Below are 20,138 nucleotides of genomic sequence, written 5' to 3' on the forward strand. Positions count from 1 at the left end.
GATTGTTTTTGTAGCATATATAGACGTTTCAGGGCAGGGAAAACGCATGAAGATCCGCGCCACGCCTGGGCTAACAACTTAATGACTAAGTTGTCACTTAGGGCTGAAAACCGTGCGTCATGCCATGTTTATCAATTAAAATAAGTGAAAACAAAGGGTCAATTTGYTGATCATTTTTAGTGCGATTTAATGGTCTCCTAACGTTTAGGAGATTAAAAATGACAGAAGATAAAAGTCCATTTATGCATTTCGTTTCCATTAGAGACATTCGCCAAGAAGGTAAAGTTGAACATACGTTATCAGATATTATTTTGATAACAATTTGTGCGGTGTTGTCTGGTCATGATACCTGGAAAGGTATTAGTGATTATCGACGTAAGCAGCGTGATTTTTTATTACGCTTTGGCTTCTCAGGTAAAACATCACCCTCGGCAGATACGATTGCAAGAGTGATGGGAACCATCAGTACAATAGCATTACAAAAAGCCTTCATAGAATGGATGAAATCGTGTCATGAATTAACGGATGGTGAAGTAGTTGCCATTGATGGAAAAACACTGAATGGGTCGTATAACAGAGCAACAGACCAAGCAGCTATTCACATGGTTAATGCGTTCGCAACCGCAAACGGTGTATGCCTCGGACAGTCAAAAGTAAATAGTAAAACCAATGAGATTACTGAAATACCTAAGCTGCTGGAATTGCTCGATATTTCTGGGTGTTTAATTACTATAGATGCCATGGGTTGTCAGCGAAAAATCGCACAGAAAATCATTAATAAAAATGCCGATTATTTGCTCGCTGTTAAAGGAAACCAAGGCAAGTTAGACAAAGCGTTTGATAACTATTACCGGCCTTCAATGCTTCAAAACTTTGAGGTGATAGCTACTCATCACAAGAGAAATCGCATGGACGTTTAGAAACACGATGCGCACTCATCAATACCGATTTAAGTGTATTAGGTGATTTGGCTTATGATTGGCCTGAACTAAAAACGATGGGCATCATGGTGAGTGTTCGACAAGAAGGCAAACACGCCGACGAATCCGATATTTCTGTACGCTATTATATAAGCTCAAAAGCACTGACAGCGAAAGAGCTTCATGATGCCACTCGCTCGCACTGGTTAATTGAATCAATGCACTGGCAACTCGATGTTGGATTAAAAGAAGATGCATGTCGAATTAGGGTGGATGACCGAGCGGAAGTATTTGCAAGAATAAGGCAAATGGTTTTGAATTTATTAAAGCAAGAGAAGAGTTTCAAAGCCGGGATTCAACGCAAGCGAATGATGTGTGCGATGGACCAGGAGTACCTGGCGACCGTGCTGGGAAGCCTTTCATGACGCGGATGTTCATGCGTTTTGCGTGTATCATAGGGTTAAATTAGTAATATTTCATTTTTTCAACAAAGAGTAAGTTTTGACATGCTACTAGAGTTAAAGATTTGTATCGTTGGCCTCGGTTATATTGGCCTCCCATCGGCCGCCCTATTGGCTAACCGTGGTTATCAAGTTCAAGGTGTTGATGTTTCTTCGGAAGTCGTTGATACGATAAACCGAGGTGAAATTCACATTGTTGAGCCAGAACTTGATTCATTTGTTCGTTCGGCAGTCAATTCTGGCCAACTAACAGCTTCATTGAAGCCTGAGCCCGCGGATATTTTCATTCTTGCTGTACCCACACCATTTCATGAGGGGTATGTGCCCAATATTGATTATGTCTTAGATGCGACGCGCTCTATTGCACCAGTAGTCAAAGCGGGTGACTTGGTGATTCTGGAGTCTACCTCACCAGTAGGAACGACTGAAAAAGTGGCAGATGTGTTGCGAGAAGCAGGCGTTGATATCGAAGCAGTGTATATCGCCCACTGTCCAGAACGCGTTTTGCCGGGTCATATTATGCGAGAATTGGTGGAAAATGATCGTATTGTGGGTGGTATGACACCAGTTGCAAGTGAAAAGGTTGCAGAATTTTACCGCACGTTCGTTAGCGGCGAAGTTTTGGTTACCACGGCACGAACCGCTGAAATGGCAAAGCTAACCGAAAATAGCTTCCGTGACGTCAATATCGCATTCGCTAATGAACTCTCACTGCTATGTGACAAGTTTAGCATTGATGTATGGGAGTTAATTCGCCTCGCTAACCGTCACCCGCGAGTTAATATTCTACAACCTGGTACAGGAGTCGGTGGGCACTGCATTGCCGTAGATCCTTGGTTCATCGTCCATGAAGGTGGAGAAGATGCTCAGTTAATTCGCACCGGTCGTGGGGTGAATACGCGTAAAACAGAGTGGGTAGTGGAAAGAGTTCAGACTGAGGTCGCACGGTTCAAAGCTGAAAAAGGTAGAGTGCCACAGGTAGCCTGCATGGGGCTAGCGTTTAAACCCAATATTGATGATTTACGCGAATCTCCGGCACTTTGGGTATTCCAGCAGTTAGTTGCAGCCGGCACTCACCCATTGGCTGTAGAGCCAAATTTAAAATCCCACGCCAGCGTATCTCTCACTCATTGGCAAGAGGCTGCTGGAAAAGCCGATTTAGTCGTATATCTCGTGGCGCACCAAGAGTTTAAAGATCTTGAAGTTGAAGGCCAAGTGCTCGACTTCTGTGGGGTGACTCAAGCATGAAAGTATTATTAGTTTTTGGAACACGCCCTGAAGCAATCAAAATGGCGCCTTTAGTTAAGGCGCTAAAAGCTGATGCACATTTCGAAACACGCGTAGCTGTTACGGCGCAACATAGGGAAATGCTTGATCAGGTTTTATCCTTGTTCGAGTTGCAACCTGAATATGATCTGAATGTGATGCAACCAGGGCAGGATTTGTATGATGTTACTACCAAGGTATTGTTGGGGTTACGGGGTGTATTAAAAGACTTCAATCCGGATCTGGTGCTGGTACATGGTGATACAGCGACCACTTTTGCAGCTTCTCTGGCTGCTTTTTACCAACAGGTTTCAGTGGGACATGTCGAAGCAGGTTTGCGGACTGGAGACTTGTACTCTCCTTGGCCGGAAGAAGCTAATAGGCAGTTAACGGGTAGGTTGGCGCATTGGCATTTTGCTCCCACCCAGCGCAATCAAAATGCGCTGCTATCTGAGGGTATTAGTGACAACCAAGTGGTGATTACCGGTAATACTGTCATTGATGCGCTGTTGTGGGTTTCGGAGAAAATCGCGAAGTCACCTGATTTACAAAAGCAAATTAGTACAACGTTATTGTCAGCCGGACTCGATTCTAGAGCCATTCAAAACCGCTATGTGTTGGTAACAGGCCATCGACGCGAGAACTTTGGTGGTGGTTTTGAAAATATTTGCGAAGCTTTAGGAGAGTTAGCAAAGGCAAACCCTACCACCCATTTTATTTATCCCGTTCACCTTAATCCAAATGTTCAAGAGCCAGTCAACCGTTTGCTGGGTGGCTTGGAAAATGTTCATTTAATAGCCCCTCTAGGTTATGAGCCCTTTGTGTATTTGATGCAACATGCTTACTTGGTGTTGACTGATAGTGGTGGCGTTCAAGAAGAAGCCCCAGGACTTGGTAAGCCGGTATTAGTTATGCGTGATACTACCGAGCGGCCTGAAGCGGTGGATGCCGGCACTGTTCGTCTTGTCGGGACAAAATCTAGTGTGATTCGTCAAGCAGTACAGGAATTACTCGATGATAAAGAGCTTTATCAAAAAATGTCACAAGCACATAACCCCTATGGTGACGGCAAGGCTTGCCAGCGCATCGTGGAGTTTTTGAAAGCTCAATGAAACGAGTATTCCTTCTTCTACACACGGTACACTACCTCAAAATAAGGCAGGTGGCTTACCGTCTTTACTACAAAATGCGTAAGCCTCGCTTAAAAAACATGTCGGAGCCTGAAGTACGTGGTGTATTAGGCTCTTGGTCTGGCGCTGCATTTTTTTTACCTGCCACCGATGATGGTGAGGGTTTCACTTTCTTAGGAGAAACTGGTGATTTAACGAGTGGGTGGAACAACCATCGGTTTTCTAAGTTATGGTTGTATAACCTTCATTATCAGGATGATCTTAACGCCGTAGGCGTGAGTAGTCGTGACGAACTATGCCGACTACTTGTTGAGAATTGGATTGCAGCTAATCCACCACTCCAGGGTAATGGGTGGGAGCCTTATTGCTTATCTTTGCGCATAGTCAATTGGACTAAGTTCTTTAGTCGTTTATCACCGGATACCATTGATAGGCAGTGGTTGCGCTCTTTGGCTTGTCAAGCTGATGCGCTAATACAACAGCTTGAATTTCATATACTCGCGAACCATCTCTTTGCCAATGCAAAGGCGTTGGTTTTTGTTGGTACTTTTTTGGGTGGAAGACAAGGTGACACTTGGTTAAAGGAAGGCTTAACAATACTGGATCAAGAAGTTAGTGAACAATTCTTAACCGATGGTGGGCACTATGAGTTGTCCCCGATGTACCACGCAACACTTCTATGGGATGTGTGTGACCTCGTACAGTTACAACAACAGACTCAGTTGGCGATTTTCGATGAGCGAGTTGAGTGTTGGCGGAGAGTGATCACGCAAGGTGTAAGATGGTTGCGTAAACTGATCCACCCAGATGGCGATATTGCTTTTTTTAACGATGCCACTTTGGGTATCGCGCCAACCTTAGAGCAGTTGGAACGCTACGCCGAACAACTGGGCTGTAGCCCGAGTAGTGATACAGACGACGACAATGCGTCCTTGCAATTTAATCATATGAAAGCTAGTGGTTACGCGGTGATTGACTGGCCTGAGCAACATCGCATTGTTCTAGATGTTGGCCGGGTGGGGCCGGATTATCAACCAGGACATGCTCATGCTGATACTCTCAGTTTTGAACTGAGTCTTTTTGCTCAGCGTGTATTAGTGAACTCCGGAATATCTCAGTATGGAGAAGGGATTGAGCGCCAGCAACAGCGTGCTACTTCCGCACACAATACAGTTGAGGTTGATGGACATAACTCGTCTGAGGTATGGGCCGGCTTTCGTGTAGCTCGAAGGGCAAAACCGATCGACCTTAGCATCAAAAATAACAGCCACCGAGTTCAAATTAAGGCTGCTCATGATGGCTATCAACGTTTGCGCGGCAAGGTAACACACCAGCGCCAGTGGATTGCTAATCCGAGTTCGTTAGTAATTGAAGATAGAGTAACAGGGCTATTTAATCAGGCTAAAGCCTATTTTCATGTTCACCCAGCGGTGTGCCTTGAACGAGTGGCTGGAAGTCATTGGAAAGGTTATCTGCAGAATGGGCAGGTCGTTGAATTAAGGTTTGAAGGTGGAATAGTGCAGCAAAAGTCCAGTGAGTGGCATCCTGGCTTTGGTTTATCTGTTGCAACTCATTGTCTCATCGTGACCTTTCTCTCTAATAACCTAATAACTCACATTTCATGGAGTGAGACTTGAAAGTTTTAATTCTCAGTTTTCATTTTCAACCTGACTTATCTGCAGGGTCTTTTCGCAATACCGCATTGGTCGAAGCGATACAAAAAAAACTGCCCAGAGGCTCCGAAATCACGGTGATGACTACGCTACCTAATCGCTACTCTAGTTTTAGTGTGGATGCACCTAAGCAGGAAACATCTTCCGGATTAACAATTCATCGTGTGGCTTTACCTTCTCACAAAAGTGGGATGCTGGATCAATCGAAAGCTTTTGTAATTTATGCACGCCAAGTCCATAAATTAGTTAAGGGAAACGATTATGATCTGGTTTATGCTAGCAGCTCTCGGCTAATGACTGCTGCGTTAGGAGCTTGGGTCTCACAATGCAAGCAAGTACCGTTATATCTTGATATTCGCGATATTTTTGTCGATACGATCAAGGATGTATTATCTAGAAAGCTAGCTTGGATAATAAAGCCTATTTTTGCGTTTATTGAACGATGGACTGTCAAAAAAGCGAGTAAAGTCAACTTGGTGTCTGGTGGTTTTTTGCCCTACTTTCAGGATCGGTACCCTCATCAAGCATTTAGCCTATTTACTAATGGTATAGATAAAGCTTTTATTGAAGCCAGCCCGTTAGTTGAACAGTCTAGTGCGCGCACAATTCCCGAAGTCATCTACGCAGGAAATATGGGTGAAGGCCAAGGGTTACACCACATAATTCCAAATTTAGCAAAACATTTTGAAGGAAAGTTGCAATTTAAGCTCATCGGTGATGGGGGCAGATATAAGCACTTGGTTGAGGCGCTCCAAAATGCCGGCTGTACTAATGTGGAACTAGTCGATCCGGTCTCACGAGAGGAGTTAATTGGGTTCTACCAGAGTGCCGATGTTCTTTTTCTTCACTTGAATGACTATGACGCCTTTAAAAAAGTGCTTCCCTCTAAGGTTTTTGAGTATGCTGCACTTGGAAAGCCAATTTGGGCAGGAGTTGGCGGTTTTGCCGCAAAATTTATTCAAGAGAATATCGACAATGCAGCAATCTTTTCACCTTGCAATGATAAAGATGCTGTAGACGCTTTTGCCAACTTACAATTAGTCACGCAGCCAAGAACTGATTTTACAGCGAGTTTTGCTCGCACTGAGATCATGAAAGGTTTAGCGGATGATATTTTACTAGTAGCTGATCCCGACTTAAGATAACAAGGGCCTAGCGTCCTAGCTCTAAACCGCGTCGCTGCGTTGTTCTATTTTCCCTCGCTCGTATCCACCTGCATTCTTAAAAAAGGGAGCAGTACCAGCCCAATGGTCACCGCACATAACGCAATAGCGATGAAAAAGCCTTGCCACGCGAAAGCTTCAATAATCAGCGCGAGAGGGTAGCCAGCTGCAGCTGCGCCCAAGTAGGCAAAAATGCCGACAAAGCCTGTCGACGCGCCTGCTGCTTGTTTGTGGGAGCACTCAGCTGCAGCCATGCCAATGAGCATCTGCGGGCCAAACACAAAAAAGCCCACGCAAAATAGCAACAGTGCGTGAATAAAAATGTCGGTGAACGGAAATAGCCAGAACGCAGCGACCGATAGAAAAATACCGGTGGCAAACAAAATGCACATGGGCCCGCGGTTACCGGCAAAAATTCGGTCAGATCCCCAGCCTGCGACCAGCGAGCCTAATACCCCGCCGACTTCAAACATGGCCAAGGCAACATTGGCTTGAATCAAGCTGTAGTGATGCTGTTGGGTAAGATAAATATTGCCCCAGTCGTAAATGGCGGTGCGGACGATATACACCATGATATAGCTGACCGCGAGTAACCACAGATAGCGGTTGGTGAGCACATAGCGATGCAAAATAGTGCGATAGGCTAAAGAAGGGCTGTCTGCTTCGTGAAATTGCTCTAGCTTGTCTTTGCGCCAATCGCCAATATTGGGCAACCCAAGTGATTTGGGTTTATCACGTAAGTAAAAAAACAATAACAGCCCAATCACAATCGCGGCCACGCCGGGTAAGGCAAACCCAGCCTGCCAATTCACATGGATGACTAAATACGCGACTAACACCGGCACAATGGCACCACCAAGGTTATGTGCTGTATTCCAAACAGCCCACCACACGCCACGCTCGTTGCGGGAGTACCAGCTGGTTAGCAAGTTGGCACACGCTGGCCATCCCCATCCCTGAAACCAAGCATTAGCCACCCACAATGCAGTCAAAGCAGCAATACTGTGCATTTGGCTGAAAACCAGGCTAATCACGCCCGTCAATATGAGCCCTGTGCTCATAAAAAAACGTGAGTTGGTTTGATCTGCAATCATTCCCGATACAAACTTCGACACGCCGTAGGTTAACGAAAATAGCGTTCCCATTAAGCCGATATGCGCCATATCGATATTTAGGTTTGTAATCAACGCCGGCGAGGCAGCACTCAGTGTTTTACGGGTTAAATAAAAGCCTGCATAGCCCACATACATGCCCAGCATAATATGGCGCCGCCAATAGGCGTAGAGGGTGTCTTGGGTACGCGTCTGTGTTGTCATGATCTTACTTGTTTAAGGTATGTGTGGAAGTGATAGCGTGAGCGATGTTCCATTTTGATTGGATTGAATATCGCAATCGCCGCCCATTGCTACGACTCGCTCTCGAATGCCTTTCAGACCAAAGCCGTTAACGGTGTCTTTAGGGGTAAAACCACAGCCGTCATCCGTCACTTGCAAGGCGCTAGTATGACCCAATGAAATAACAACGGCGACATGACGTGCATTGGCGTGTTTATGAATATTATTCAATGCCTCTTGGCAAATTCGGTAGAGGGTAACACGCACGGTGTCGCTTACTGGATGATGGTGAGTAATCGAAAGCCTTATATCAATCCCTTGGGCGGCAAATCCCATATCATGCGCCAACTGGCTAACGGCATCATCAAAGCTAACATCATCTAAAACGGTTGGCCGCAATTGCGCAAGTAAGGTTTTGGTTGATTGATAAATGTTCATCGACATGTCTTCAATCACTTGCACATACGGGGCATAAGCGTGATCGTTATCCAGTCGTTTAATGATATTCGCGTGGGTTTTGATGGCGGTTATGTTCTGGCCGACATCATCGTGTAGCTCGCGAGCAATATCTCGTCGGATCTTTTCTTCAGTGCTGATCAGTTGACGCGACAAATATTGGTTCTTGCGCAGTTGTTGCTGAATACCAGTAGTAAGATCGCGCTGACGCTGCACGGCAAGCCCCAGCCCAATGCCGGTCATAGTTTGCACAGCAAGTGATAACAATAACTCGACAGTGGCTACCGTGGCGGTCGCTGGGGCGTCGGTATGGGCAGCCACCAATGCCAAACTATTGAACAGAGTCGCAAGAAATGCACCTTGCCAGCCATATTTTAGCGCAAACAAAATGATGGGAATCGCCAAACAAAACGGTGCAAAACGGTCCAGTGAGGGAGGTAATTGCGTTTGAATGAGTAAGTTAAAGATAAACGCGGCGCTGCATATTAGCCCATCGCGCCAATGAAAGAGGATCGGCGTGTGTGCGATACGGGCAGAAACCATGCCCCATGGCTTTGAGAACAGGTAAAAAGTGAGCAAATAGCAACAGGGCAGGACAATTAACATGGCGGTAAGCGGCGCCAGTAATAACAGCATGTTATCGCTTGATAACGTCGCCCCCAGACTCACGATAGTGGCACTTTGGCCCAACCCCGCCACACTGGCGAGTAATAAAAACGGCCAATGGTGGCGGTGCGCATAAGCCGTTAGTACATGACATATTGGCCATGAAAGAACACTGAGTAACCCTAAACGAAGCCAATCTTGGCTGGGTAAGTATTGAAAAAGAATGGCCAAGGCCAGCCATTCGGCCAAGTAAATGGCCGCCCAATACGTACGACGAGTTGTGATAATCAACCCAAGGCGACAGGCAAAGGGTAAAAATACCACTGCGAGGGTATTCGTGGGCAAGAGAAAACGGCTGATCACCCAAAGACTGACCCATGCACAGAGTACGAAAAACAAAATGCAAAGGGCGTTGATGATCCAGTTAACCGTGGCTTTGTTCATACATCCTGTTGGAGTTTTTTTGCTAGGCACACATTGTTATCGACCGCGAGTTTTTCCATTGCATTGGCACGGTGAACATGCACTGTTTTTGGGCTAATCCCCAATTGGTCGGCAATATGTTTGATGTCATATCCGTCTGCAATCAGTGTCGCTACTTGCTTTTCACGGCGGGTGAGTGTGGTTAATTGACACGACGAAGGGTGGGTTGGTGCAGCGAGTTGCAGTGCGATATCTTTGGTCACAAAAAAGCCACCTTGTGCCAAGGTTCTCACAGCTTGAATGAGATCATCTGGGTGGCAGTTTTTACTGAGGTAGCCTTTAGCACCCAGTTGCAGTGCTTTTTCAATCATACTGGCCGAGTCATGAACACTTAGCATTAATGTGTTAATACTAGAGGGAAGCTGCTCGAGTAAGTGCAGGCCGCTCTCATTAGGCATAGAGATATCCATAATACAGACATGCACCGACAATCCAGGTAGGTGCTGGCGGGCCTCTTTTGCCGAGCCAAATTCCCCAATCACATTGATATCAGGTTCAATATTTAACAGTTGACCAAAACCGGACCGTACGATTCGATGGTCGTCAATCAATACAACGTTGATCATAGACTGCCTGCAAAAAAGCAGTACATTAGCGCCAGTATGACGCTAATGCAATGTGGTATATCAATTGTTGAGCGCGCAGCGCTGTGGGGCTGACTGCGCGTTCAATTTATAATGCCTGTGCCTTGAGCTTCATCGCCTTTTTCTTTTTGCGGATTTTGTGCTCTTCAGCGACAGCCACCATGGCCAGTAAGCCTAAGCAGATCAGTGCAGAGGCATCCAGTGCCGCAAAGGTGCCTTTCCAGCCCGTTAAGCCAAAGACTGGCGTGCCATCGGCCACCATCCCTAAGCCCAGTTTAGCGAAGCTGTCACCAATCAGATACGCAAAGGTACCTTTCACGCCATCGGCGACACTGATCGCTTTTTTCGGTACAAAGCCAACCGCGGCGACACCGATCAATAGTTGCGGACCAAACACGAGGAAACCGAGCGCAAACAATGCAGACAGGTACATAAATTCGCTGGTGGCGTATTGGTAGAACTCGAGTGTCATGACAATGAGTGCGAGGGAAACGCAAGCAACCAGTGCACGGCGCCCGTTAGCAAGATCTGAAAGGTATCCCCACATCAGTGTGCCAACCAGCGCGCCGACTTCAAACATGGTAAAGCCAGAAATCGCGGTCTCTTTTGAGAAGCCCAGCTCTTGATACGCATACACGGTAGACCATTGGTCGATACCAATGCGAACGATGTATAGGAAGATGTTAGCAAAGCATAGCAGCCAAATGACTTTGTTTTTCAAGATATACTTAAGGAACATTTCCTTTTTCGTCATCTTGTTTTCTTCAGCTTCACGATCTTCATCACTTATCGGTTCTTCGAAAAGCTCTTCTACGGTGCCTAGCCCATAGGCTTCTGGTGAGTCACTACCATATCGCATCCCAATTGCACCAACGATGATTGCAATGACTGCAGGGAACACGAACATCCCGATGACGTTACCATCAAAGAAAACGTTGGCACCAAACAAGGCCACACCGGCGGCACCGGCACCACCGACATTGTGCGACATATTCCACAAACCAAGGTATGACCCGCGTTTGTTGCTCGGTGTCCATTTAGTAATGGTTGAGTAGCTTGATGGACCACCGGTACTTTGGAAAAAGCCGCTCAGTGAGTAAAACGCCACCATTAGAAAGAGGCTGATGCTACCGCCGCCCAAACTAAAGCTGAAGCCAAGCATACAAAGACCAGAAAGGATCAGCATAAACGGGAGGAATTGCTTTGTATTCTTGCCATCGGCGTAGTAGGAAACAACGGTTTTACCAATCCCGTAGGTGACAGAGAAACCGAGACCAATCATCCCCAATTCGGTCATGGAGAGGCCATACTGATTGATCATATCGTTCTGAGCGACGTTGAAGTTTTTTCGCACCAGATACATGGTTAAATAGCCAATAAAAACGACTAAGTAAGATTGCAGGAAAGGTTTGAGCCACATTTTTCTGCGCTGTTCAGCTGGCAGATCTAATGTGGGCTTTCTGACTTGATTGAGAAAGTTCAACATAAGTTCGCTCGTAAGTGAGTGGAGGTAATGGCAAGCAGTATACGGCGCGATGACGCCGCTCCCTTGAGACGACGGCTTAGTTGAACTAGGAAATTGTCTTAGTTTTTATTGAGTAGGTTATAAATCGTGAAAGGCATCACAACAAACGTTAAGCATCATAAAAGACAAATACGATAAACGGCTGAGTAAAAGGTCAGGAAGCAGTTCCAAGCCTCGATCTTCTCCGTATTCTGTAAGCGAAGCGCTCCGTATTCACATTCACGAATACAGATTACTGAATACAGAAAAAGCAAAAAAACTAATGCAAGCACGAGGCGGCTTTTTCCCGTACTCTGTAAGCGCAGCGCTCCGTATTCCCATTCACGAATACCGATTACGGAATACATAGTACAGGAAAAGCAAAGGCCTCAATGCAAGTACGAGGCTGCTCTTCTCCGTATTCTAGGCCCCTCCTCATTTATCCTATCTGATTAAACACCCTCACAGCGCCGCCCTGGCAGTGTAATTGATACTCGCTCGTACACGCCGGTATAAAAATAGACTCGCCTTTTTCAATGGTCAGCTTGTGGTCGCCATGAGAAACAGTCAGTGGGGCATCAATGGCGAAGATGATTTCACCGCTGTGCATATGGCATGTGAGATCGTCAACCTGAAGGTAATGCGTAAAGGAAAAATCAGGCACCGCGACCGGGTAATGCGTTCCTTGGTCAGTGCGTGTCGGTTCGAGTGTTATGTTAGCCGTTGCTATAGGAGCAAAGCTTGTGCAGGCAATCAGCTCATCAACATCGATATGCTTGGGGGTGAGTCCGGCTCGCAATACGTTGTCGGAGTTGGCCATGACTTCGAGTCCGACACCCTGAATGTAAGCGTGAGGGGTGCGCGCGTGCAAAAACATCGCTTCCCCCGGCGCGAGTGTCACGACATTTAGCAATAACGGCGCAAACAGGCCAATATCGCCTGGATACTGTGTCGCCAAATCAATAATGGTATCGAAGGGGGCTTCCGTCGCGTTTTGATTGGCCACTGCCATTAAACCGTCGACTGCTGCCGCTTTATCGGTTGCCTCAAGCGCTAATAGCTGAGCGAAGGCGCTTTGTAGCGAGTCTTCAGCCGGGAAATCGGTAAAGGATTGAAAAATAGTAGTGAGTGAATCGTGATTGACTTTTGCAATGTTCGCAATAATGTCTGAATAAGGGCGAAACCCGTTCATCGCTTTAAACGGGGTCAGCGCATAAATCAGTTCAGGCTTGTGATTGGGATCTTTGTAGTTACGATGTGCGGCTGATAGGGAAATGCCTTGTTGGTTTTCTTTTTGATAGCCGTGTTCGGCTTCTTGTTTGCTTGGGTGTACCTGGATGGATAACGCTGTGTCTGCGGCGAGCACTTTGAATAGAAAAGGCAGTTCACCAAAGCGTTGATAAATCTCAGCGGATAAGGCGGATTGCGGGTCAGACGCAATCAAGGTATTAAGCGGCAGCCAAGCTTCGCCAACGTGTATCTCGGAGCTGGCTTTAGGGTGCGCGCCCATCCAGATTTCAGCTTGCGGCTGTTGGTCGGGGTTCGCAATATTAAACAGTGCTGGCAGAGCCGTGCAGCTCCCCCATTGATTGGCGAGGCCGAAAGTGATAATAATGGTGTGGTTATAGCATAATTAAGCGGCTGATTGCAGCCACTGGGCTTTGCGCGCCTTCTTCAAGCTAACGCAAACCAATGCAGTCACCACCGCGCCGGCAATCATACAAATAAGGGCAATAACAGGTTTGTTCATTGCGCCCAGTAATGCCACCACGGGGCCACCATGCGCCACGCTGTTAGTCACACCGAATCCAAAGGCCATCACCGCCGCCACCATCGAACCAATCATATTGGCGGGGATCACCGCAATAGGATCTTGGGCGGCAAAGGGAATCGCCCCTTCTGAAATTCCGACCAGGCCCATAGCCCCCGCCGCTTTACCGGCTTCGTGTTCAGTGGCTTCAAAGATATTAAGCTTACGGCCTAGCACGGTTGCTAAACTCATTCCTAGGGGAGCGACTGGGATAGCACAAGCCATCGCACCCATAAATTGAGTTTGTCCGCTTGCAATCATCCCCACGGAGAATAAGAAAGCCACTTTATTGAATGGACCCCCCCATATCAAAGCCTGCCATGCCGCCCAGTACAATCCCTAATAAAATGTAGTTACCGGTGCTCATGGCGGTGAGCATGGCGGTAAGTGAATCCATCAGGCTGGCAATGGGCGCCCCAATCACAAAGATAAATAGCGCGGCGATAAACAGGGTACCGGTAATCGGCGCAATCATAATGGGAACGAGTGGTTGGAGGAATTTATGGTAATTAATTCCGCTGACCCATTTGACGAAATACCCCACAAGTAAACCCGCAATGATGGCACCGATAAAGCCGGTGCCCGCTTCAGCGCCGTAAAAGCTGCCGGTATTGGCAATCCAGCCACCAATTAACCCTGGCGCAAGTGCCGGGCGATCCGCAATCGCATAGGCGATATAGCCGGCAAGCACTGGGATCATTAATTGGAAGGCAATCACACCGACATCGAGCACTTGTTGCCATGCACTGCCTTCTGGAATGGCCATGCCCGCTTCCGTTGGCTCACCGCCAATGGCGAGAGACAGCGCAATCAATAGCCCGCCAGTGACCACAAAGGGGATCATGTGCGAGACACCATTCATCAGATAGCGATATAAGTTACTCCGCCAGTTTGTGGTGCCAGTGGACGGTGCGTTGGTGTTTGTGCTTTGCTTGGACGTACCCGCAGCTTGATAAGGGCTGGCATTAAGTGCGTTTTCGATTAAGCCTTTACCGTCGCGAATTGCTTCTTTAACGCCGACTTCGACCACAGATTTGCCGTTGAAACGGGTCATATCGGTTTGTTTATCACAAGCAACGACAATCGCATCGGCGCGTAATATGTCGTCTTGTGTGGGTGAGTTTTTAACCCCAATCGAGCCGTTGGTTTCTACTTTTATCTCATAACCCAGTTCGTCAGCGGCTTTTTCAAGCGCTTCGGCCGCTAAATAGGTATGTGCCACCCCCGCCGGACAACCGGTTACACCAATAAGGAGGCCTTTTTTCGGTCCCGTATTATTGCTTTCTTTGCTGGGCTGAGTCAGAAGTGTCATGACCTCACTGGGCGTGTTGGCTGCAAGCAGCGCTTGCGTGAATCCTGGCTCAATAAGTTTGGAAGAAAGGGAAGCCAGCACTTCAATATGATGGTCGCCACCGTTAGTGGGAGAGGCAATCATAAAAAAGATATGAGACCGCTCGCCATCTTCTGCACCGTAATCGATGCCGTCTCGGCTAATACCGATGACCACACCGGGTTTGGTAACGGCGTCACTTTTTGCATGAGGAAGTGCGATGCCCGCTTCAAAGCCTGTATTACCTAGGGCTTCGCGCGCATTCACATCCGCAATAAATGCGGCTTTATCACTAACACGGTCATTATCGACCAATGCTTGGCTCAGTTCATTAAATACATCTTGCTTGCTGGTGGCGTCGAGGTTGAGACGTATCAAGCGCTCGTTGATCAGTTCAGATATCATGATGGGCTCCTGCCGATTCGTGTGAACATGGTGATCAGTTTGCGCCCGTATGCGGCTGGAAAATAGTGCAGAGAAATAGCATTTACTGGATGATTGTGCCCAACCATTTTTAATGTGATCTCGCTCATTAGCGGCAATGGCAGATCGTATGGGTATAATGGCGGTGTTGCTGATGCGTCGTACTGACGCCGTTTGCGGTCATTTGCCGTTTTGGACAGCGAGCCCGAAAACGATCGGATAGGGATGATAATGAAAGCCTCGACACCTACCAGCTTTTCTCATTTGCTTGAACTACTGAAATCACCTGACGAGCAGTTTGGTCGGGTGATCTTTGCCAATGATTGGCAAGTGCCTGAGGCTTTTAGCTATCAAGTTAACTTTCCACGCTTAGAAATTGTGGTGTCTGGTCAATATACCAATATTGTCTCGACGCCTGAGGGCGTAAAAACACACACGTTGGTCGGTGGCGAGGCGCTTTATATCGCGCCAAACTGCTGGAACAAACCCGATTGGCAACATTCATGCTCGGTGCTGAGTTTGCTGTATGGCCGCCGGCAGTTGGGGTTTAGCCTTGTGAATAAACGCGCTAACGTGGCCGGATTTTACGGTGTGCAGAAGTTCTCCGTGCCGATGCGTGCAGGCTTTGCGGTGGATAACATTCTAGAAGCGCTAAACGCGCTTGCGAAAGAGCCAAACAAGCACCTAACCGATGGGTATTTGATTAAGGCGTTGTTAGCCTACACCCATCAATTAGTTGATAAACCAATATTCAATGCCCACTCTCGCGGGGAAGATCTCTACCAGGGGATCTGTATTTACATTCAAGAGCATTACCAGCAAGCCCTTTCGCGTGCGGATATTGCCGCGCATTTCCACATCAGCCCGAGCCATCTGTCACGTTTATTTAAACAATATGGGCATATGACACTGGCAGATTACATTGTATGGGTGCGCATTGACCGAGCCAAATTTATGTTGATGCGTTATGAGTTCCGATTAGTCGATATTGCCTGTCGTTGTGGGTTTAATGATGTGAACTATTTCTGCCGCGTGTTTAAAGCGAGAACGGGCAAGACCCCTTCTGAATATCGACGGCTCAGTCATCAATCCTGATCTAATGCGGCATCTAGCATCGCAATTTGGGTAGGAATGTCATTGCAGTGTATCAGCCAGCGCCGGAATGCGGATGAAGACAAACGGCGAGACAGGCGGCTGATGGCGCGTAGTGTCGTACGCTCGATGTCGCTGGGGACCGCGATCGCAATACACAGTGAAACCGATTCTTGATTCAACCAGGTAATCGCTGGCTGACAGCGAGTCACTATGATGGCGGGATGAGGGATGCTGCTATCAATAATATGGGGGAGTGCAACCTGATCGCCAAGGTAAGTGGATGAATGCGCTTCTCGCGCCATAAAAGCCGCATAAGCTTGCAGTGATGTGTCTTTTTCCGCGACGCGTTCAACGATCTCCCTAAACAGCGATTCACACTGTGTCGCTTGGGTGTGTAATCTTTCAACGCACAGATTTGGATGCGCGAAGCGCGATGGCGTGTCTAACGGATTGTTTGCGGCAGCAGTAAACGCAGAGGTGCTGAGTAAATGCCAGTGCTTACTGACGTACTCAGCGAGCACTAAGCACATTAGCTCGGCATCTGCTCCCTCAATCAGAAGCAGGCAAATATCATTGGGCTGGGTGCCCGTGGCAAGCATGGATAAGGTGTCGGTGGTCGCTGCTGTGCAGTCTTTGCTGACATTCACAAAGGTGCTTTTTCCACTAAACAGTGAGCATAGCCTTGCCAACTCGCTCATTTGCCAGCTGACTAAACCTTGCAGCGGCGCCGAAAAGCAAACAAATGCGCCCGTCATAGGGAAAGTTGCGTTTGTAGCGCCGCTTTCGCATCCGTGAGAACGTCTTCCATGGCAAGGCGAACAATGGTTGAGTGACTCAACCTTTCTGCTTTTTCTAGCTCGATATCAGAGACAATAACCACGCACTCTGCTTTCATGATCTCATCGAGTGATAAGGCATTTTCAATCCCCATTGCCCCTTGGGTTTCCACCTTTATCTGAATACCAAGACTTTTGGCGGCTTTCTCAAGCTGCTCAGCCGCCATGTAAGTGTGGGCGATACCAGTCGGACAAGCGGTAATTGCGACGATGTTGTTCATAGTGGTTGAAACGTCATTGTTGGTTGAGTATTTAAAACCCCCAGTGCTTGTATCTTGCATTGGGGTTCTTGTTTTTTCTGTACTCTGTATTCCGTCATCGGTATTCGGGATCTGGAATATGGAGAAGAGACTAGACGCTTCGCTTCTAGAAACTGGAGACTAGGAAAATCTCAAAGCGGCTTATAAAATCGCCTCTAGCCTCTAGCCTCTAGCCTCTAGCCTCTAGCCTCTAGCCTCTCCCCGCAACGCCATACTGGCAAATATCACCACCCCGAGCGAAAAGAACAAAATACCTGAATGGTGGTTAATGTAGTGCTGTGTCAGCATGTAACCGGCTATCAGGACCACGTGACAACGCAGCATCACCGCGGCGAGTTGGTTGGCTGGGCGCGCGGGTACGTGTACTTTTTTCGTCGCGAGCCAAGGTGCGATAAGCAAGAAAAGGAGCGTTATGCCGCCAATTAATCCCTTCACTTGCAGCTCTTCTAACAACTGGTTATGAGCGCGACTAAAGTGCATCACTATCGGGTCGACATATCCTTGATCAACCACCTGCTGCTTGTGTTGCGTGTAGTGGGTGTAACCGGTTCCCGCGATTGGATTATCAGAAAATAGGTGCAGGGCGGTTTTCCATAATTCCACCCGTATCCCTGAGGAGCTTTTAACGGTTGGTGTGTTTGCCGCCTGCTCCCCTTCTGATGTGGGGGCAGGGGTGGCAGAGGTTGGTGTGTTCTCGGTGCTTTGCGTCGGCGCAATGGTTTGGGTGGCTTGTTGGTATTGGTTTAAGTCTGAGAATACGAGCCCCGCTCTGTTTAACGCGGGCACCAGTGCAGTGGCAATAATCAGTACGATACTGGCAGCCATCGCGACATAGTCTTTTGGGCTAAACGCTTTTCGGTAATATATTACGGCCCATAATGCCACAAAGGGAGTGATAACCCACGAGCCACGTCCTCCGCTCAATAATGTGGCAATAAACCCTAAGGTGATCCCAAAAAAAGCCAGTTTCTTTAATGTTGGCAGCGCGTGTTGGCAACTATAAATATACGCAAAAATACTGAAAATACTGAGGCTTGCAGCCATGCCGGCCACTTGAATGGGCATGAACCCGCCCGATGCCAGTGCACGAATATCGAGCATGTAGTGTTGATAAAGCGCAATTAGCCCGACAGCAGACGCACCAATGGCACAGCCATACAACACCGCTTTAAGCGAGGGCGGGGTAGTGAGCAGCAGGGCAAAAACCATGATCGCTAATAGTAGGCGACTCGGCATATCCATTTGTTCGTAGTGCCAGTCGGGGAGTGCGAAGGCGACAGTGACGATGACATAAAGCAGAAATGCACCGGCTATTAACAGGGCGGGGCGGCTTTTTAGCGCCTTCCATGTGCCGGGGAGTAAGATTAGCGCAACCAGCGCCAACCCAACAGCGATATATTTGTAGGCGTCTGGTGTGATAAGTAGCGTGGCAAAATAAGCAAAACATAGGCTACTAACGAGTGTTTGGCGAGACATGAGTAACAACGCTTTTCCCTCTGTCGATTCTCAGTATGTGAACGCATACGTATGGGTAATAAATGCTCGCGCATTATACCTAGATTGCTCATTCTTGCTATTTTTTGTTTGCTAATTCTAGCCTCTAGTCTCTAGCCTCTAGTCTCTAGTCTCTAGCCTCTAGCCTCTAGCCTCTAGCCTCTAGCCTCTAGTTTCTAGTCTCTAGCCCCTAGAACGCCTGCCCCTTCTTCAAACCGGTTCTTTCCCAGCTTTGCTCTAAAAAAAGAGGTAATGCGCCAGATGTAGCGTAGCATTAGGCAGTAACCACCAAAACATGCGAGAAAGCCCACAAACATGATGGTTTCATGGATCTGGAGCAGCTCGCCTACAATGCCAATGCCGGCTAAGCTGCTGGCCAGCAAACAAATGGCTGCCAGGGTTTGGCGTGATGATAACCCCACACGCTGAAAAATATGGTGTAAGTGTTCGCGATCGGGCTTAAACGGCGAGTCGCCACGTTTAACGCGCCGAAACATAATGGCTGTCATGTCCATCAGTGGTAGCGCAATCAGCCATAGCCCTGTGACTGGTCTTATAGCCGCATTGGTTGGATGTTGGCTGGCCAACAATAAAAACCACACTACCGTGAAGCCGATCAGCATGCTGCCCGCATCGCCCATAAATACTTTGCGCTCTCGGCCGAGTAATCCAAGGTTAAACATTAAATAGGGCAAGATAATCACAGTGAGTACTAGGCAAAGATAGGCCATAGAGAAGTGGCCATTAAGGTAAAGCAATGCCCCCAAGCTGGCAAAGGTGACTGTCGCCAACCCTCCTAATAGTCCATCAATACCATCCACCATATTAAAGGCATTAATTGCGCCAATGACTGCGAAAACCGTTAACACATAGCCAAGGCTGTCGAGTTGGATACGCCCTGTGGCAAAAATGTCGCCTAGGCGGCTAAGCTCAATGTTACCAAGCACTATCATTGCGATAGCAAGCGCGCCTTGTACACCAAAACGCAGCTTAAAATCGATATCGAACTTGTCATCCAATACGCCAATTGCCACTAAAATCAGCATACAGCTGGCATACAAACCACTGTGCGGAATAATAGACGGGTTGTTGATTAAAAAATACACCAGAGAAAGGCAGATCGCGATACCGCCGACAAGTGGTACGGTACCAGCGTGCTGTTTGCGATGATCCGGCTTGTCGACCAATCCAACACGTTTAGCCGCTTTTCGCAGCAAAAACAGGGAAGCAGTCGAGAAAAAAAGTAATAAGGCCAAGTCGGCGAATGAAACAATCACAGGATAATCCTTTTGGGATGACGGCTCAGTTGT

General features: G+C 47.6%; 16 protein-coding genes and 1 pseudogene. 6 read left to right on the plus strand and 11 right to left on the minus strand.

Annotated features, from left to right (window positions below; all coding sequences use genetic code 11):
* Positions 1-218: 218 nt before the first annotated feature.
* From BZG80_RS13235 to BZG80_RS13255, 5 genes and pseudogenes are all read left to right on the plus strand, one after another.
* Positions 219-1,345: pseudogene (locus tag BZG80_RS13235) on the plus strand (ISAs1 family transposase).
* Positions 1,346-1,426: 81 nt separating this feature from the next.
* Positions 1,427-2,629 carry a UDP-N-acetyl-D-mannosamine dehydrogenase gene (gene wecC / locus BZG80_RS13240; RefSeq protein ID WP_077679563.1) on the plus strand — a complete coding sequence of 401 codons (1,203 nt, stop codon included), beginning with the start codon at positions 1,427-1,429 and terminating at the stop codon, positions 2,627-2,629.
* Positions 2,626-3,759, plus strand: a complete 1,134-nt coding sequence (gene wecB, locus BZG80_RS13245; RefSeq protein ID WP_077679564.1) for a non-hydrolyzing UDP-N-acetylglucosamine 2-epimerase — start codon at positions 2,626-2,628, stop codon at positions 3,757-3,759. The genes wecC and wecB overlap by 4 nt, the downstream gene beginning before the upstream one ends.
* Complete coding sequence (locus BZG80_RS13250) at positions 3,756-5,414, plus strand: heparinase II/III family protein (protein WP_077679565.1); 1,659 nt, start codon at positions 3,756-3,758, stop codon at positions 5,412-5,414. Before wecB ends, BZG80_RS13250 begins: the two co-directional genes overlap by 4 nt.
* Positions 5,411-6,595, plus strand: a complete 1,185-nt coding sequence (locus BZG80_RS13255; protein WP_077679566.1) for a glycosyltransferase family 4 protein — start codon at positions 5,411-5,413, stop codon at positions 6,593-6,595. Before BZG80_RS13250 ends, BZG80_RS13255 begins: the two co-directional genes overlap by 4 nt.
* 44 nt (positions 6,596-6,639) lie before the next feature.
* On the opposite strand, the gene uhpC is transcribed toward BZG80_RS13255, so the two are convergent.
* From uhpC to BZG80_RS13285, 7 genes are all read right to left on the minus strand, one after another.
* Positions 6,640-7,929 carry an MFS transporter family glucose-6-phosphate receptor UhpC gene (gene uhpC / locus BZG80_RS13260; protein ID WP_077679567.1) on the minus strand — a complete coding sequence of 430 codons (1,290 nt, stop codon included), beginning with the start codon at positions 7,927-7,929 and terminating at the stop codon, positions 6,640-6,642.
* 12 nt (positions 7,930-7,941) lie between these two features.
* On the minus strand, positions 7,942-9,453 hold the full coding sequence (uhpB, locus tag BZG80_RS13265) for a signal transduction histidine-protein kinase/phosphatase UhpB (RefSeq protein ID WP_077679568.1): 1,512 nt from the start codon (positions 9,451-9,453) through the stop codon (positions 7,942-7,944).
* Positions 9,450-10,058, minus strand: coding sequence for a transcriptional regulator UhpA (gene uhpA, locus BZG80_RS13270; protein ID WP_077679569.1), 609 nt, complete (start codon positions 10,056-10,058; stop codon positions 9,450-9,452). Before uhpA ends, uhpB begins: the two co-directional genes overlap by 4 nt.
* Before the next feature lie 106 nt (positions 10,059-10,164).
* Complete coding sequence (gene uhpT / locus BZG80_RS13275; protein WP_077679570.1) at positions 10,165-11,562, minus strand: hexose-6-phosphate:phosphate antiporter; 1,398 nt, start codon at positions 11,560-11,562, stop codon at positions 10,165-10,167.
* Between the two features lie 457 nt (positions 11,563-12,019).
* Entirely contained in the window at positions 12,020-13,195 is a 1,176-nt protein-coding gene (gene manA, locus BZG80_RS13280) for a mannose-6-phosphate isomerase, class I (RefSeq protein WP_077679571.1), read from the minus strand.
* A gap of 18 nt (positions 13,196-13,213) precedes the next feature.
* Positions 13,214-13,675, minus strand: coding sequence for a hypothetical protein (locus BZG80_RS16280; RefSeq protein ID WP_445177063.1), 462 nt, complete (start codon positions 13,673-13,675; stop codon positions 13,214-13,216).
* Between the two features lies 1 nt (position 13,676).
* Entirely contained in the window at positions 13,677-15,125 is a 1,449-nt protein-coding gene (locus BZG80_RS13285) for a PTS fructose transporter subunit IIABC (protein ID WP_445177064.1), read from the minus strand.
* Between the two features lie 249 nt (positions 15,126-15,374).
* On the opposite strand from BZG80_RS13285, the gene BZG80_RS13290 reads away from it, so the two are divergent.
* The gene (locus tag BZG80_RS13290) at positions 15,375-16,238 is read left to right on the plus strand and encodes a helix-turn-helix transcriptional regulator (RefSeq protein ID WP_077679572.1); all 864 of its coding nucleotides are present in this window, start codon (positions 15,375-15,377) and stop codon (positions 16,236-16,238) included.
* Here the strand turns inward: BZG80_RS13290 and BZG80_RS13295 are convergent.
* From BZG80_RS13295 to wecA, 4 genes are all read right to left on the minus strand, one after another.
* The gene (locus BZG80_RS13295) at positions 16,229-16,993 is read right to left on the minus strand and encodes a PTS sugar transporter subunit IIA (protein ID WP_077679573.1); all 765 of its coding nucleotides are present in this window, start codon (positions 16,991-16,993) and stop codon (positions 16,229-16,231) included. The two genes, BZG80_RS13290 and BZG80_RS13295, sit on opposite strands and share 10 nt — an antisense overlap.
* A complete protein-coding gene (locus BZG80_RS13300; RefSeq protein ID WP_077460448.1) occupies positions 16,990-17,295 on the minus strand; it encodes a PTS fructose transporter subunit IIB in 306 nt (101 codons plus the stop codon). The genes BZG80_RS13295 and BZG80_RS13300 overlap by 4 nt, the downstream gene beginning before the upstream one ends.
* Before the next feature lie 222 nt (positions 17,296-17,517).
* Positions 17,518-18,810 carry an O-antigen ligase family protein gene (locus tag BZG80_RS13305; RefSeq protein WP_077679574.1) on the minus strand — a complete coding sequence of 431 codons (1,293 nt, stop codon included), beginning with the start codon at positions 18,808-18,810 and terminating at the stop codon, positions 17,518-17,520.
* A gap of 194 nt (positions 18,811-19,004) precedes the next feature.
* Positions 19,005-20,105 (minus strand): UDP-N-acetylglucosamine--undecaprenyl-phosphate N-acetylglucosaminephosphotransferase, encoded by a 1,101-nt coding sequence (wecA, locus tag BZG80_RS13310; RefSeq protein WP_077677018.1) that lies wholly within the window; start codon positions 20,103-20,105, stop codon positions 19,005-19,007.
* Positions 20,106-20,138 lie beyond the last annotated feature (33 nt).

The organism is Salinivibrio sp. MA440, assembly GCF_001996265.1.
Lineage (GTDB): Bacteria > Pseudomonadota > Gammaproteobacteria > Enterobacterales > Vibrionaceae > Salinivibrio > Salinivibrio costicola.

Coding starts and splice junctions, on each gene's coding strand:
- wecC (WP_077679563.1), top strand. CDS start 1,427: ATGCTACTAGAGTTAAAGATTTGTATCGTTGGCCTCGGTTATATTGGC.
- wecB (WP_077679564.1), top strand. CDS start 2,626: ATGAAAGTATTATTAGTTTTTGGAACACGCCCTGAAGCAATCAAAATG.
- BZG80_RS13250 (WP_077679565.1), top strand. CDS start 3,756: ATGAAACGAGTATTCCTTCTTCTACACACGGTACACTACCTCAAAATA.
- uhpC (WP_077679567.1), bottom strand. CDS start 7,929: ATGACAACACAGACGCGTACCCAAGACACCCTCTACGCCTATTGGCGG.
- uhpB (WP_077679568.1), bottom strand. CDS start 9,453: ATGAACAAAGCCACGGTTAACTGGATCATCAACGCCCTTTGCATTTTG.
- uhpA (WP_077679569.1), bottom strand. CDS start 10,058: ATGATCAACGTTGTATTGATTGACGACCATCGAATCGTACGGTCCGGT.
- uhpT (WP_077679570.1), bottom strand. CDS start 11,562: ATGTTGAACTTTCTCAATCAAGTCAGAAAGCCCACATTAGATCTGCCA.
- BZG80_RS13285 (WP_445177064.1), bottom strand. CDS start 15,125: ATGATATCTGAACTGATCAACGAGCGCTTGATACGTCTCAACCTCGAC.
- BZG80_RS13290 (WP_077679572.1), top strand. CDS start 15,375: ATGAAAGCCTCGACACCTACCAGCTTTTCTCATTTGCTTGAACTACTG.
- BZG80_RS13295 (WP_077679573.1), bottom strand. CDS start 16,993: ATGACGGGCGCATTTGTTTGCTTTTCGGCGCCGCTGCAAGGTTTAGTC.
- BZG80_RS13300 (WP_077460448.1), bottom strand. CDS start 17,295: ATGAACAACATCGTCGCAATTACCGCTTGTCCGACTGGTATCGCCCAC.
- BZG80_RS13305 (WP_077679574.1), bottom strand. CDS start 18,810: ATGTCTCGCCAAACACTCGTTAGTAGCCTATGTTTTGCTTATTTTGCC.